The following is a 13,480-nucleotide window of genomic DNA, read 5'->3' as shown; positions in this document are numbered from 1 at the left end:
GGGCTCAGTTGCCGTCCTTGAAATCGAGCCCCATCTCGGAATAGCGCTCGGCCTCTTCGAGCCAGTTCTCGCGGACCTTTACCTGAAGGAAGAGATGCACCTTGCGACCGAGGAATTCCTCGATCTCGGCGCGGGCCGCCTGGCTCACCGCCTTGATGGTCTCGCCCTTCTTGCCCAGCACGATGCCCTTGTGGCCGTCGCGGGCGACATAGATCATCTGGTCGATCCGGGCCGAGCCGTCCTTGCGCTCTTCCCAGTTCTCGGTCTCGACGGTGAGCTGATAGGGCAGCTCCTGATGCAGCCGCAGGGTCAGCTTTTCGCGTGTCATCTCGGCGGCGATCATCCGCATGGGCAGATCGGCGATCTGGTCCTCGGGATAGAGCCAGGGGCCTTCGGGAAGCTCTTCGGCCAGCCATTTGCGCAGCGCCTCGACCCCGTGGCCGCGCTCGGCCGAAATCATGAAGGTCTGGGCAAAGGCGTAGCGGTCGTTGAGCTCCTTGGTCAGCGCCAGCAGCGCCGGGGCCTCGACCCGGTCGATCTTGTTGATCGCCAGCGCCACCTTGCGGCCCTTGGGCAGATCGGCGAGCCCTTCCAGAATGCGCTCCACGCCTTCCGTCACGCCGCGATGCGCCTCGACCAGCAGCACGATGATATCGGCATCCGCCGCGCCCCCCCAGGCCGCCGCCACCATGGCGCGGTCGAGCCGGCGGCGCGGTTTGAAGAGGCCGGGCGTGTCGACAAAGACCAGCTGGCTCTCGCCCTCCATCGCCACGCCGCGAATGCGGGTGCGGGTGGTCTGCACCTTGTGGGTGACGATGCTCACCTTGGCCCCCACCATGCGGTTGGTGAGGGTGGATTTGCCCGCGTTGGGCTCTCCGATCAGGGCGACGAATCCGGCGCGTGTGGTCATTTGCGTTTCCCGCTGCGGTGATCCGAGCGCTTTACCCCATTGCGCCCCTCCGGACCAGAGGGCATGCGTCCGCTGCGGATCAGCGTGTAGATGCCGCTGCAAACGATCAGCGCACCGCCCGCCAGCGTCCAGAGATCCGGGCGCTCGCCGAAGAACAGGAAGGCAAAGACCAGCGCCACCAGCAGCCGCGAATAGCGGAACGGCGCCACCACCGAGACCTCGCCGGTGCGCATGGCGCGGGTGAGCGCGGTATAGGCGGTGACCCCGACAGCCCCGGTCAGCAGCAGCCGCCCCAGCTCGGTGCCCGCGGGCAGGCGTGGCGGTGCCGGGTCGAAGGGCAGCATGACCAGCCCCGCGACGATGATCACCGCAAAGCCCAGCACGCCGAGCTGATTTGTGGATACGGCGGGCGGGCTGGCGCGGGTGTAGAGATCGCGCATGGCAAAGCCGATCATCCCCGCCACCGCCAGCAGCGCGTCGGCGCGGAACGCCTCGGGCGTGGGGCGCAGGATCATCAGCACGCCGAGAAAGCCCACCGCCATGGCGATCCAGCGCCGCGCGCCCACATGTTCTTGCAGGATGAGGGCCGCGCCCGCCGTCACCACAAGCGGCGCCGCCTGAAGGATCGAGGAGGTGACCGAAAGCGGCGTGTAGGCCAGCGACAGGGCAAAGAACAGCCGCCCGACGATCTCGAACCCGGTGCGGATCAGCAGCGGGCGGCGCAGAATCGCCGGGTGCAGCACCGGCTCGCGCGCGAAAAGCGTCATGCAGACATAGAGACAGGTGCCGGTGAGGCCGAAGATCAGCGTCGCCTCGCCGGGGGGCAGGCCCGGAGCGACGGATTTGAACAGCGCGTCCTCGACGGCAAAGAGCGTCATGGCGACGACCATGAACAGGGCACCCAGCGCGTTGCTGCCGGAGGCCGCGCTGCGGTCAGTCACCCTTGCCCACCTTGTCGAGCAGTGCCGCCGCGGCCTGCTGCTCGGCCTTGCGCTTGGAGCCGGCGGTGGCCTGTGCCGTTGCGCCGTTGTCCAGCCGCGCTTCGATGGTGAAGACCGGGGCGTGATCCGGGCCGGAGCGCCCGGTTTCGACATAGGCGGGCGGCGCCATGCCGCGCGCCTGCGCCCATTCCTGAAGCGAGGTCTTGGCGTCGCGCGCATCGGCCTCGACCTGCGCAACCCGATCGCCCCAGAGCCGCAGGATCATCTCCTTGGCCGCGTCGAACCCGGCATCGAGATAGACTGCGGCGATCACCGCCTCCATCGCGTCGCCGAGCAGCGCCATCTTGCGCCGCCCGCCCGACATCATCTCGGACCGCCCGAGTTTCAGCGCCGCGCCCAGATCGACCTCGCGCGCCACTTCGGCGCAGGCCTCCTTGCGCACCAGCGCGTTGTAGCGCGGCGCGAGCTGGCCTTCGGAGGCCTTGCGGTCACCGGCCAGCAGCGCCTCGGCCATCACCAGCCCGAGCACCCGGTCGCCGAGGAATTCCAGCCGCTGGTTGTCCTCGCGCCCGGGCCCGGACATCGAGGAATGCGTCAGCGCCCGGCGCAGCAGGTCTGGCCGCTCGAAACGCAGGCCGAGACGCGCCTCGAGCGCTTCTATCTCGGCAGAGCGCTTCATTGCAGCTTGTGGAAGAAACGGTCGGCGCGCCAGGTCCAGAAGAACAGCATGGAGCGTCCGGCGGAGGAGAAGACCACGCGGTTCGCGCGGCCGATGAGGTTTTCGAAGGGCACGAAGCCGACGCCGCCGGCGGCATTGGGCACGCGGCTGTCGGACGAGTTGTCGCGGTTGTCGCCCATCATGAAATAGTTGCCGGCAGGCACGGTATAGACGCGGGTGTTGTCCGAGCCCTGCATCGCGATGTTCAGGATGTCATGGGTCTTGCCGTTCGGCAGCGTCTCGGTCCAGCGCGACTTTTCGCAGACGCCGCCAGTGCCCACGGGGCCGTTTTCGCAGCGCGGGCGCAGCTGTTGCGGGCCCTGCGGCTCGGCGACCTCGGTGAAGGTGCCGTTGCGCTCGACCTCGACCGGCTCGTCATTGATGTAGAGCAGCCCGTTCTTCACCTGAATGCGGTCGCCCGGCAGGCCGATCAGCCGCTTGATGAAATCGCGGCCCGTGACCGGGTGGCGGAACACGACGATATCGCCGCGCTCGGGCTCGGAGCCGAACAGGCGCTCGTTGTCACCGCCGAGCCAGCCGCAGACATCCTTTGCGTCGATGTCGATGCCGATGGCGGGCAGGCGGATCGAGGGGCAGGAGGCGTAGGAATAGCCGTAGCTCATCTTGTTGACGAAGAGGAAATCGCCGATGAGCAGCGTGTCCTTCATCGAGCCCGAGGGGATCCAGAACGGCTGGAAGAACAGGGTCCGGAACACGCCCGCGATCAGCAGCGCATAGACCACCGTCTTGACGGTTTCCAGAAACCCGCCCGCCTCTTTCTCTTTCGCCATAAGACTTGCCTTTCGCTCCCTTTGCCCCAGGCTTCATGGGCGGGCGGTCGGAGACTGTCAAGCCGGCGGCCCGGCACCGATGCTGCCTGTCCCGGCATTGTGAGGCCGCTGTCTGGCGATAACCGCCCCCGCGCGTTGCGATATGCGGCGGGCTTTGTCATACCTTGGGAAACGCAGAACGGAACCAAAGGACGAGATGCGTGACGGATCAGCACGAGAGTAAGCCAACCGACCTTTTCATCATCGGCGGCGGCATCAACGGCTGCGGCATCGCCCGCGACGCGGCGGGCCGGGGCCTGTCGGTGAGCCTGGCCGAAATGGGGGATCTGGCCTCGGCCACCTCCTCGGCCTCGACGAAGCTCTTTCATGGCGGGCTGCGCTATCTGGAGTATTTCGAATTCCGGCTGGTGCATGAGGCGCTGGCCGAGCGCGAGGTGCTGCTGCGCGCCATGCCGCATATCAGCTGGCCGATGCGCTTCGTGCTGCCCTATCACCCCTCGATGCGGTTCGAGAGCGAGACGCCCACCTCGAAAATCCTGACGCTGGTCATGCCCTGGATGAAGGGCCGCCGCCCGGCCTGGCTGATCCGGCTGGGGCTCTTCATGTACGACCATCTGGATTTCGGCCGGCGCAAGCTGCTGCCCGGCACCAGCGCGCTCAGCCTGCGCGGCACGCCCGAGGGCGAACCGCTCGATGACCGGTTCGAGAAGGCCTATGAATATTCCGATTGCTGGGTGCAGGATTCCAGGCTGGTGGTGCTGAACGCCCGCGACGCCGAGGCGCGCGGCGCAAAGATCATGACCCGGACCAAGGCGTTGTCGGCCAAGCGCGAGGGCGATCTCTGGCGGGTCGAGGTGGAGAACACCGAGACCGGCGAGCGCTCGGTGCATTTCGCCCGGATGCTGGTCAATGCCGGTGGGCCCTGGGTGGGCGAGATCATCCAGACCACCGTGCATCTGAACGTGCGCGAGGGCGTGCGGCTGGTGCGCGGCAGCCATATCGTGACGCGCAAGCTCTACGATCACGACAAGTGCTATTTCTTCCAGGGCACCGACGGGCGGATCATCTTTGCGATTCCCTATGAGGAGGACTTCACCCTCATCGGCACCACCGATGCCGAGCATCACGACCCCGATGCGCGCCCGGTCTGCACCCCCGAAGAGCAGCAATATCTGATCGACTTCGCCAACCGCTATTTCAAGCGCGATATCAGCGCCGAGGATGTGGTCTGGACCTATTCCGGCGTGCGCCCGCTCTATGACGACGGTGCCTCCAGCGCCACGGCGGCGACGCGCGATTATACGCTGAAGGTCGAGGGGGGCGGCGCGCCGTTGCTCAATGTCTTCGGCGGCAAGATCACCACCTACCGCCGGCTGGCGGAAAGCGCGCTGGACAAGATCGCCGAGCAGCTCGGCGACGTGCCGGATGCCTGGACGGCGGGTGTGCCGCTGCCGGGCGGCGATTTCCCGGTGAATGGCGGGCCGCGCCTCGTGGTCAGCCTGCGCTCGGCCTATCCGTTCCTCAACGAGCACTGGGCGCGCCGTCTGGTACGCACCTACGGCACCGAGACGCGCGCGCTCTTGGGCGATGCGGAGAGTGCCGAGGCACTGGGGCGCGATTTCGGCGCCACGCTGACCGCCGCCGAGGTCGACTGGCTGATGGACCGCGAATACGCCCGCAGCGCCGAGGATGTGCTCTGGCGCCGTACCAAGCTGGGGCTGCATTTCTCGGAACCGCAGGTCGCCGCGCTGCAAAGCTACATGCAGGCGCGTGGTGCCGGAAAAACCGTCGACAGCAGCGTCTGAGGCGCGGGAGGCGCCTGTCCGCGCGCCGGTGTGACAAAGCGGGCGGTCCCCCGTGACGCGATCGCGGGGGCGCAGGACCAATGGGAGGACCGCGATGAGCCATATTCTTGCAATCGACCAGGGCACGACGTCCAGCCGGGCGATCCTGTTCGACGAGGCGCTGAAGATCGTCGCGGTCTCGCAGGAGGAATTCACGCAGCATTACCCCGAGTCGGGCTGGGTCGAACACGAGTGTTCGGATCTCTGGACCACCACCGCCGCCACCTGCCGCGGGGTGATGGAAAAGGCCGGCGTGCGGGCGACCGATATCGCTGGGATCGGCATCACCAACCAGCGCGAGACGACGCTGGTCTGGGACCGCAAGACCGGCAAACCGATCCACAATGCCATCGTCTGGCAGGACCGGCGGACCTCGGCCTTCTGCCACGAGCTGAAGGATGCCGGGCACGAGCCCACGGTGACGGAAAAGACCGGGCTGCTGCTCGATCCCTATTTCTCCGCCACCAAGGTGGCGTGGATCCTCGACCATGTGGAGGGTGCCCGCGCCCGCGCCGAGGCCGGCGAGCTTGCCTTTGGTACCGTCGATAGCTGGCTGATCTGGAACCTCACCGAAGGCCACACCCATGTGACCGACGCCACCAACGCGGCGCGGACGATGCTCTACGATATCCGCAAGGGGCGCTGGTCCTCGACCATGTGCGAGATGCTGGGTATCCCGATGTCGATGCTGCCCGAGGTCAAGGATTGCGCCGCCGATTTCGGCATGGCACGGGCGGATCTTTTCGGCGCCGAGATCCCGATCCTGGGCGTTGCCGGCGACCAGCAGGCGGCGACCATCGGGCAGGCCTGTTTCAGCCCCGGCATGCTGAAATCCACATACGGCACGGGCTGTTTCGCGCTGCTCAACACCGGCGAGGAGCTGGTGACCTCGCAGAACCGGCTGCTCTCGACCATCGCCTACCAGCTCGACGGCAAGCGCACCTATGCGCTCGAAGGCTCGATCTTCATCGCCGGCGCGGTGGTGCAATGGCTGCGCGACGGGCTGCGCATCATCCGCGATGCCAAGGAGACGCAGGCGCTGGCCGAGGCGGCGGATGCCTCGCAGGGGCTGGTGTTGGTGCCGGCCTTCACCGGGCTCGGCGCGCCCTACTGGAACGCCGAATGCCGGGGCGCGGTCTTTGGCCTCACGCGCAACAGCGGGCCGCAGGAATTCGCCCGCGCGGCGCTGGAGAGCGTCGGCTATCAGACCCGCGACCTGCTGGAGGCGATGCATGCGGACTGGTCCGGCGCCGGCGAGGCGGCGCTGCGTGTCGATGGCGGCATGAGCGCCAGCGACTGGGCGATGCAGTTCCTTGCCGATATCACCGGTGCGCCGGTGGATCGGCCGCAGGTGCTGGAGACCACGGCGATGGGCGCGGCCTGGCTCGCCGGGCAGCGCGCGGGGATCTATCCCGACATGGCGGGGTTTGCCGAGACCTGGGCGCTGGAACGTCAGTTCGATCCGGCGATGGAGGATGCGGCGCGCGAGGAGAAATACGCCGCCTGGAAACGCGCGGTGGCGGCGGCGCAGGCGTTCTGACGGTGGGCGGTGGGCAAGATTGCCCACCCTACGCCATGCGCGCCAGGGCGGATTAGCCGAAGAAGGCCCGCCGCAGCAGGTTCAGCGCCGCGACAAGCAGCACCCAGAGCGTGATCTTGCGAAACGCTTCCTGGTCGATGCGGTCATGCGCCCGCATGCCCAGCCACATGCCCGCCAGCGCCGGGATCAGCAGCAGCGCGGAAAACCGCACCGTTTCGGCGTTCAATACGCCCGAAACCGTGTGTGCCCCGGCCAGCGCCACGGCGCCGAGCCCGTAGGCCACGCCCTGCACGCGGATCTGCTCGCGCTTCTCGGTGTCGATGGCGGTGAGATAGGCCACCATCGGCGGCCCCCAGACGCCGGACATGCCGCCGATGAACCCGGCGACGGAGGCCACGAGCGCCTCCAGCGCCGTATTCGCGCCGCCGCGCAGATGCGGGCGCCAGCCGGCAAGCTGCATCACGCAGAACAGCGCCACCGGCCCGCCGATCATCGCCAGCAGCACCGGCACGGGCATCACCCGCACGAGCTGCGAAGACAGCAGTAGAAAGACCAGCGCCACGCCCATGAACACCCGGAACCGCCGGATCGAGTCCAGCGCCGGGCGCAGCCCCTGGCGCAGCGCCTGGATCGCGTTGGTGAAGAGCGTCGGCAGGATCAGCCCGGCCAGCGCGAGCTCGGGCGGCAGGAAGCTGCCCAGCCCCGAAATCAGGATCATCGGCATCGCGAAACCGACCATTCCCTTGACCAGCCCGGCCAGCGTGGCGATGCAGAAAGCGATGACCAGACCGCCGGGCGACACGAGGGAGAAAATCACGTCCATGTTACGGGCATAACACGGGTTTTTGCCCTGCGCAGCAGCATTTGATCGCGTAACAATAGAACCTATGTATGCCTTTCTGTGTATTTTTGTTGCGCTGCACCTGCAAAATAGATATCCCCCACACGACCCAGGAGAAGGAAGTGATTCATGGCACATGACGGACAAGACGTAAGCCTTGGCGAAAGCCTCCTGCTCGACGATCTGCTGGCGCTGACCAAATCGGCCATCGCCCCGGCGGAGGCGGTGTTCGAAGCGGCGCGGCAATCGGTGCGCGCCATGGTCGAGGAGGACGGCCGCGTCTCCGGCACGCTGATCGAGGCGCACCAGTTCGCCGCGCATGGGCTGGCCTGGCTGGCCACCTATGTCGAGTCGCTGCGCCAGATGCAGTACTGGGCCGACAAGCTGACCGGAGAGGGCACGTTCGGCGAGGTCGAGCAGCTCATTCACCAGATCGCATTCGGCGAATATCTCAGCCAGATCGCCGGCGGCATCCAGATGAACCAGGGCGAGATGGTGCGTCTGGGCGATCTCGGCCTCGGCACCGACGTGCTGACCGCCTTCCGCACACCCGAGGTCGAGATTCTGATGGCACGCGGCAACGGTCAGGCCGCCCGCACCCGTCTGGTCGAGCTGATGCAGGAGCGCGCCGCCGAGATCACCGTCGGCAAGACCGGGCTCGACGACGAGCTCGAGATGATCCGTGAGCAGTTCCGCCGCTATGCGGTCGACAAGGTCGAGCCCTTTGCCCATGAGTGGCACCTTAAGGACGAGCTGATCCCGATGGAGGTGATCGAGGATCTCTCCGAGATGGGCGTCTTCGGCCTGACCATCCCCGAGGAATATGGCGGGTTCGGCCTGTCGAAAGCCTCCATGTGCGTGGTCTCCGAAGAGCTGTCGCGCGGCTATATCGGCGTGGGCTCGCTGGGCACGCGCTCGGAGATCGCCGCCGAGTTGATCCTCGCGGGTGGCACCGAGGAACAGAAGGAAAAATGGCTGCCGGCGCTGGCCAGCGGGGAAAAGCTGCCCACGGCGGTCTTTACCGAGCCCAATACCGGCTCCGATCTCGGGTCGCTGCGCACCCGCGCGGTCAAGGGCGAGGATGGCGATTACACGGTGACCGGCAACAAGACCTGGATCACCCATGCCGCGCGCACCCATGTGATGACGCTGCTGGCGCGCACCGACCCGGGCACGTCGGATTACAAGGGCCTGTCGATGTTCCTGGCGGAAAAGACCCCGGGCACCGATGACGACCCCTTCCCGACCGAGGGCATGACCGGTGGCGAGATCGAGGTGCTGGGCTATCGCGGGATGAAGGAATACGAGCTCGGGTTCGACGGCTTCAAGGTCAAGGGCGAGAACCTGCTGGGCGGCGAAGAGGGCAAAGGCTTCAAGCAGCTCATGGCGACCTTTGAAAGCGCCCGGATCCAGACGGCGGCGCGGGCGATCGGCGTGGCGCAGGCGGCGCTCGATGTGGGGATGCGTTATGCGGAGGATCGCAAGCAGTTCGGCAAATCGCTGATCGCCTTCCCGCGCGTCTCGGGCAAGCTGGCGATGATGGCGGTGGAGATCATGATCGCCCGCCAGCTCACCTATTTCTCGGCGCGCGAGAAGGACGAGGGCATCCGGTGCGACCTCGAGGCGGGCATGGCCAAGCTGCTGGGCGCCCGCGTGGCCTGGGCCAATGCGGACAATGCCTTGCAGATCCATGGCGGCAACGGCTTTGCGCTGGAATACACGGTGAGCCGCATCCTCTGCGATGCCCGTATCCTGAATATCTTCGAAGGGGCTGCCGAGATCCAGGCACAGGTGATCGCGCGGCGCCTGCTCGGCTGAGCAGGTCAGATCGCCGTCGGTGAGGCCGGGGCCCAAGAATTTTCGTACGAAAATTCTTGGGTTCGCCCGGCGGTTCGGCGCAGGCCCATCCAGATATGTGAAAGCGGCAATCCTGCTTTCACTCTTGTGTATGACTTCGATCATTGCCGCGCTGCCGCATACATGGTTTCTGTATATCGAATTCCAATTTTTGAATGGAGGGAGCCATGAGCTACAAGGAAACGCTGTCCGGTCTCAAACCGCAGGTCAAAAGCTTCAACGGCGCCATCGGCGACACCGCTCAGGGCTTTGGCATGATCGCCAAGAGCCTGCATGGCGACGGCGCGCTGAGCCACAAGCAGAAAGAGCTGGTCGCGCTGGGCATTGCCGTGGCGATCCGCTGCGAGCCCTGCATCCTGTTCCACACCGAAGCGCTGATCCGCCTGGGCGCCACCCGCGAGGAAATCGCCGAGACGCTGGCGGTCAGTGTCGAAATGGGCGGCGGACCGGGCGTGATGTACGGCTCCAAGGCACTCGCCGCGTTTGACGAGCTGTCGGCGGCCTGAGCGTTCGCGAAAAAAGCAAAACGGCGGTGCCTGCGAGGCGCCGCCGTTTTTTCTTGCGTTGCGTATCGTGCGGGGGCGTCAGCCGCGCAGCGTGCCGCCGGTGGCTTTCCGCACCTTCTCGACGATCTTGCCGGCCACCGCCTCGATGTCCTTTTCGGTGAGCGTCGCGTCGCTGGGTTGCAGGCGCACGGTGATGGCCAGCGATTTGCGGCCCTCGCCGAGGCTGCCGCCGACGAATTCGTCGAAGACCCGCACCTCTGAAATCAGCGTCTTGTCGGCGCCGGCCGCGGCGTTGACCAGATCCAGAGCCGCCACATCGGCATCGACCACGAAGGCGAAATCGCGCTCGACCGCCTGAAGATCGTTCAGCACCAGCGCCGGACGGCCGGCGCCCGATTTGCGCGGCAGCGGGATCTCTTCCGGCCAGAGGGTAAAGCCCACCGCCGGCCCCTTGACGCCCATCTCGTGCAGCACCTTGGGATGGATCTCGCCGAAGATGCCCAGCACCTTCTTGGGGCCGAGGCAGAGCTTGCCGTGACGGCCCGGATGCCACCATTCGCGGGCGCCGCGCAGGATCTGCATTTTTGCCGGCGCGCCCATCGCCGCAAGCACCGCCTCGGCATCGGCCTTGGCGTCGTAGAGATCGACGGGGCGGGCGGCGCCATGCACATCCTTCGGTCCGGTGCGCCCGACCAGCAGGCCGGTCACCAGCATGTGCTGCTCGCCCGGTTCGCCGCCGTGGAAGGCCGCGCCGACCTCGAACAGCGCGACATCGGCAAAGCCGCGCGCCTGGTTGCGCGCCGCCGCCTGCAACAGGCCGGGCAGCAGCGCGGGGCGCATATGGCTCATCTCCGAGCTGATCGGGTTGGCCAGCATCGTCGCATCGCTGCCGCCGCCGAAGAGCTCCGCCGAAGCCTTGTCGATGAAGCTGTAGGTGACGCATTCGTTATAGCCGAGCTCCGCCACGGTGCGCCGCGCGATCTGCTCGCGCTTTTGCATCGGCGACAGGATCGGCGCCGGCACGCCGCTCTGCGGGCGCGGCATCGGCTTGCCCTGAAGCTTGGTGAGCGAGGCGACGCGGGCGACCTCTTCCACCAGATCGGCCTCGCCCATCACGTCGGGGCGCCACGAGGGCACCTGCGCCATGTCGCCGTCGAGCGTGAAACCGAGCGCGGTCAGCGTCGCGCGCTGCTCGTCGGCCGGGATCTCCATGCCCACCAGCGAGACCACGCGGTCGGTGTCGAGCCTGTAGGCGCGCGTCGTGTCCGGGGTCTTGCCGGCAATCACCACCTCGGAGGCCTCGCCGCCGGCGATATCGAGGATCATCTGCGTCGCCGCCTCGATGCCGGGCGCCGCCGATTCCGGGTCGATGCCGCGCTCGAAACGGTAGCGCGCGTCGGAATTGATCTTGAGCGCGCGACCGGTATAGGCGGTGCGGATCGGATCGAACCAGGCGGCCTCGAGGAACACGTTCACCGTCTCGTCGCTGACGCCGGTGGGCTCGCCGCCCATCACGCCGCCAAGGCTTTCCGGCCCGGTCTCATCGGAGATCAGTATCATCCCCGGCTGCATCGTATAGGTGCGCTCGTCGAGCGCCTCCAGCGTCTCGCCGCCCGCCGCCGCATGCACGCGCAGCCCGCCCGACATCTTGTCGGCGTCGAAGACGTGCAGCGGGCGGTTGCGGTCGAAGGTGAAGAAGTTGGTCACGTCGACCAGGAAGGAGATCGGGCGCAGGCCGATGGCCTTCAGCCGGTCCTGAAGCCATTGCGGCGAGGGGCCGTTCTTCACGCCCCTGATGAGCCGCCCGTAGAAGACCGGGCAGCCCTCGCTGGCGCTCTCGTCGATGCTCACCGAAACCGGGCAGGGGAAGGCGCCGGGCACGCTCACCTCGGGGATCGGCTTCAGCGTGCCGAGCCCGCGCGCCGCCAGATCGCGGGCGATGCCATGCACCCCCAGCGCGTCGGGGCGGTTGGGGGTGATGGCGATCTCGATCACCGGATCGACCTTGGCGGGATCGTTCTTCGCCAGCCAGTCGGTGAATTTTTCGCCGACCTCGCCGGTCTCCAGCTCGATGATGCCGTTATGCTCGTCCGAGAGCTCCATCTCGCGCTCCGAGCACATCATGCCAAAGCTCTCGATGCCGCGGATCTTGCCGACCTGGATCGTGGTGTCGATGCCGGGCACATAGGTGCCGGGCTTGGCCACCACCACGGTGATGCCCTCGCGCGCATTGGGGGCGCCGCAGATGATCTGGCTCTCGCCCTCGTCGGTCATCACGGTGCAGACCCTGAGCTTGTCCGCGTCCGGGTGCTTTTCGGCTTTCAGCACCTTGCCGATGGTAAAGGCCGCCAGACGGTCGGCGGGGTTCTCGACCCCTTCCACTTCCAGTCCGAGATCGGTCAGCGCCTCGGTGATCTCATCGACCGAGGCGGTGGTGTCGAGGTGGTCTTTCAGCCAGGAAAGCGTGAATTTCATCGCAGGGGCGCCCGGGTTGGTTTCCGTGTCGCGTGGCTCTTACCGGATCGCGGCGGAAGGGGAAAGGGGCGCGCGCCCGGGCGGCGGCGCGAAAACCCCGTCCCGCGTCGGATTGGGCGGTTTGCCATCGCGGAAAATAGCCTTACTCTCGCCCCAGGACGGCCCTCCGGGGCAAGCGCGGACCGCAGCCGAGGGTTTCAGACCTGATGACCACCAATCCGGATCTCGACAGCCTGCTTGCGCAAAGCCGGCGCCGCACCCGGCTGGGGCTCTGGCGGCGCAACGCGTCGGACTGGCTGCTGTTCCTCGCCGGCGCCGGGCTGATCCTCTGGGGCATCGTCGCCGGCGCGCAGGCGATGCGCTACAACTGGCAATGGTATCGCGTGCCGCGCTATTTCTGGCGCGAGATCGACGGCGAGCTGATCTGGGGCCCGCTGATGCGCGGCCTCTTCGTGACGCTGGAGATCACCCTCTGGGGCGCGCTGCTGGCCTTTGCCATCGGCCTCGCCGTGGCGCTTTTGCGGCTCTCGCGCTCTTACGCCGGGCACGCGCTGGCCACCGCCTATCTCGAGATCATCCGCAACACGCCGCTGCTGGTGCAGATGTATCTCTTCTATTTCGTGCTCTCGCCCATCCTCGGGATCGAGCGCTTCTGGACCGGGGTGCTCTGCCTTGCGGTGTTCGAGGCCTCGTTCATCTCCGAGATCCTGCGCAGCGGCATCCTGTCGGTGCCGCGCAGCCAGTGGGAGGCGGCGGCCTCGCTGGGGATGCGCCCCTATGCCACCTATCGTAAGGTGGTGCTGCCGCAGGCGGTGCCGCTGATGCTGCCGCCGCTGACCTCGTCGCTGGTGAACCTGACGAAAAGCTCGGCCATCGTCTCGACCATCGCTGTATTCGACTTGACGAACGAGGGCCGCACCGTCATCGCCGATACCTTCATGACCTTCGAGATCTGGCTGACCGTCGCGGCGATCTATCTCGTGCTGACGATCGGCCTGTCTTCCGTCGCCGCCTGGCTGGAACGCCGGGCGCGCCGTTTCGCAGACCAGAATTGACT

At 66.8% G+C, this 13,480-nt stretch carries 11 protein-coding genes; 5 read left to right on the top strand and 6 right to left on the bottom strand.

Annotated features, from left to right (window positions below; translation table 11 throughout):
• Window positions 1-4: 4 nt before the first annotated feature.
• Genes era through lepB form a run of 4 tightly spaced genes read right to left on the bottom strand, consistent with a single transcriptional unit; the run spans window position 5 to window position 3,360 of the window.
• Window positions 5-910, bottom strand: coding sequence for a GTPase Era (gene era, locus Ga0080574_RS09075; RefSeq protein WP_076697516.1), 906 nt, complete (start codon window positions 908-910; stop codon window positions 5-7).
• Window positions 907-1,851 carry a DMT family transporter gene (locus Ga0080574_RS09070; RefSeq protein WP_380658936.1) on the bottom strand — a complete coding sequence of 315 codons (945 nt, stop codon included), beginning with the start codon at window positions 1,849-1,851 and terminating at the stop codon, window positions 907-909. Before Ga0080574_RS09070 ends, era begins: the two co-directional genes overlap by 4 nt.
• Window positions 1,844-2,530, bottom strand: a complete 687-nt coding sequence (gene rnc, locus Ga0080574_RS09065; RefSeq protein ID WP_076697513.1) for a ribonuclease III — start codon at window positions 2,528-2,530, stop codon at window positions 1,844-1,846. Before rnc ends, Ga0080574_RS09070 begins: the two co-directional genes overlap by 8 nt.
• A complete protein-coding gene (gene lepB / locus Ga0080574_RS09060) occupies window positions 2,527-3,360 on the bottom strand; it encodes a signal peptidase I (RefSeq protein ID WP_076697510.1) in 834 nt (277 codons plus the stop codon). Before lepB ends, rnc begins: the two co-directional genes overlap by 4 nt.
• A gap of 200 nt (window positions 3,361-3,560) precedes the next feature.
• Here lepB and glpD point away from each other — a divergent pair, with 200 nt between their 5' ends.
• Both glpD and glpK read left to right on the top strand, forming a co-directional pair.
• Window positions 3,561-5,165, top strand: a complete 1,605-nt coding sequence (gene glpD / locus Ga0080574_RS09055; protein ID WP_076697507.1) for a glycerol-3-phosphate dehydrogenase — start codon at window positions 3,561-3,563, stop codon at window positions 5,163-5,165.
• Between the two features lie 94 nt (window positions 5,166-5,259).
• Window positions 5,260-6,744: a glycerol kinase GlpK gene (glpK, locus tag Ga0080574_RS09050; RefSeq protein ID WP_076697504.1), complete on the top strand. Its 1,485-nt coding sequence runs from the start codon at window positions 5,260-5,262 to the stop codon at window positions 6,742-6,744.
• 52 nt (window positions 6,745-6,796) lie between these two features.
• Here glpK and Ga0080574_RS09045 read toward each other — a convergent pair whose 3' ends face one another.
• Window positions 6,797-7,567, bottom strand: coding sequence for a sulfite exporter TauE/SafE family protein (locus Ga0080574_RS09045; protein ID WP_076697501.1), 771 nt, complete (start codon window positions 7,565-7,567; stop codon window positions 6,797-6,799).
• Window positions 7,568-7,714: 147 nt separating this feature from the next.
• Here Ga0080574_RS09045 and Ga0080574_RS09040 point away from each other — a divergent pair, with 147 nt between their 5' ends.
• The gene (locus Ga0080574_RS09040) at window positions 7,715-9,403 is read left to right on the top strand and encodes an acyl-CoA dehydrogenase family protein (RefSeq protein ID WP_076697498.1); all 1,689 of its coding nucleotides are present in this window, start codon (window positions 7,715-7,717) and stop codon (window positions 9,401-9,403) included.
• Between the two features lie 206 nt (window positions 9,404-9,609).
• Complete coding sequence (locus Ga0080574_RS09035; protein WP_076697495.1) at window positions 9,610-9,948, top strand: carboxymuconolactone decarboxylase family protein; 339 nt, start codon at window positions 9,610-9,612, stop codon at window positions 9,946-9,948.
• Between the two features lie 78 nt (window positions 9,949-10,026).
• On the opposite strand, the gene pheT is transcribed toward Ga0080574_RS09035, so the two are convergent.
• A complete protein-coding gene (gene pheT / locus Ga0080574_RS09030; RefSeq protein ID WP_076697491.1) occupies window positions 10,027-12,423 on the bottom strand; it encodes a phenylalanine--tRNA ligase subunit beta in 2,397 nt (798 codons plus the stop codon).
• Between the two features lie 206 nt (window positions 12,424-12,629).
• Here pheT and Ga0080574_RS09025 point away from each other — a divergent pair, with 206 nt between their 5' ends.
• Window positions 12,630-13,478, top strand: a complete 849-nt coding sequence (locus tag Ga0080574_RS09025) for an amino acid ABC transporter permease (RefSeq protein WP_076697488.1) — start codon at window positions 12,630-12,632, stop codon at window positions 13,476-13,478.
• Window positions 13,479-13,480: the final 2 nt, after the last annotated feature.

The organism is Salipiger abyssi (genome assembly GCF_001975705.1).
Lineage (GTDB): Bacteria > Pseudomonadota > Alphaproteobacteria > Rhodobacterales > Rhodobacteraceae > Salipiger > Salipiger abyssi.
Note: the sequence above shows the minus strand (reverse complement) of the source record. Positions and strands in the feature narration are given on the sequence as shown.

Coding starts and splice junctions, on each gene's coding strand:
- era (WP_076697516.1), bottom strand. CDS start 910: ATGACCACACGCGCCGGATTCGTCGCCCTGATCGGAGAGCCCAACGCG.
- rnc (WP_076697513.1), bottom strand. CDS start 2,530: ATGAAGCGCTCTGCCGAGATAGAAGCGCTCGAGGCGCGTCTCGGCCTG.
- lepB (WP_076697510.1), bottom strand. CDS start 3,360: ATGGCGAAAGAGAAAGAGGCGGGCGGGTTTCTGGAAACCGTCAAGACG.
- glpK (WP_076697504.1), top strand. CDS start 5,260: ATGAGCCATATTCTTGCAATCGACCAGGGCACGACGTCCAGCCGGGCG.
- Ga0080574_RS09045 (WP_076697501.1), bottom strand. CDS start 7,567: ATGGACGTGATTTTCTCCCTCGTGTCGCCCGGCGGTCTGGTCATCGCT.
- Ga0080574_RS09040 (WP_076697498.1), top strand. CDS start 7,715: ATGGCACATGACGGACAAGACGTAAGCCTTGGCGAAAGCCTCCTGCTC.
- Ga0080574_RS09035 (WP_076697495.1), top strand. CDS start 9,610: ATGAGCTACAAGGAAACGCTGTCCGGTCTCAAACCGCAGGTCAAAAGC.
- pheT (WP_076697491.1), bottom strand. CDS start 12,423: ATGAAATTCACGCTTTCCTGGCTGAAAGACCACCTCGACACCACCGCC.
- Ga0080574_RS09025 (WP_076697488.1), top strand. CDS start 12,630: ATGACCACCAATCCGGATCTCGACAGCCTGCTTGCGCAAAGCCGGCGC.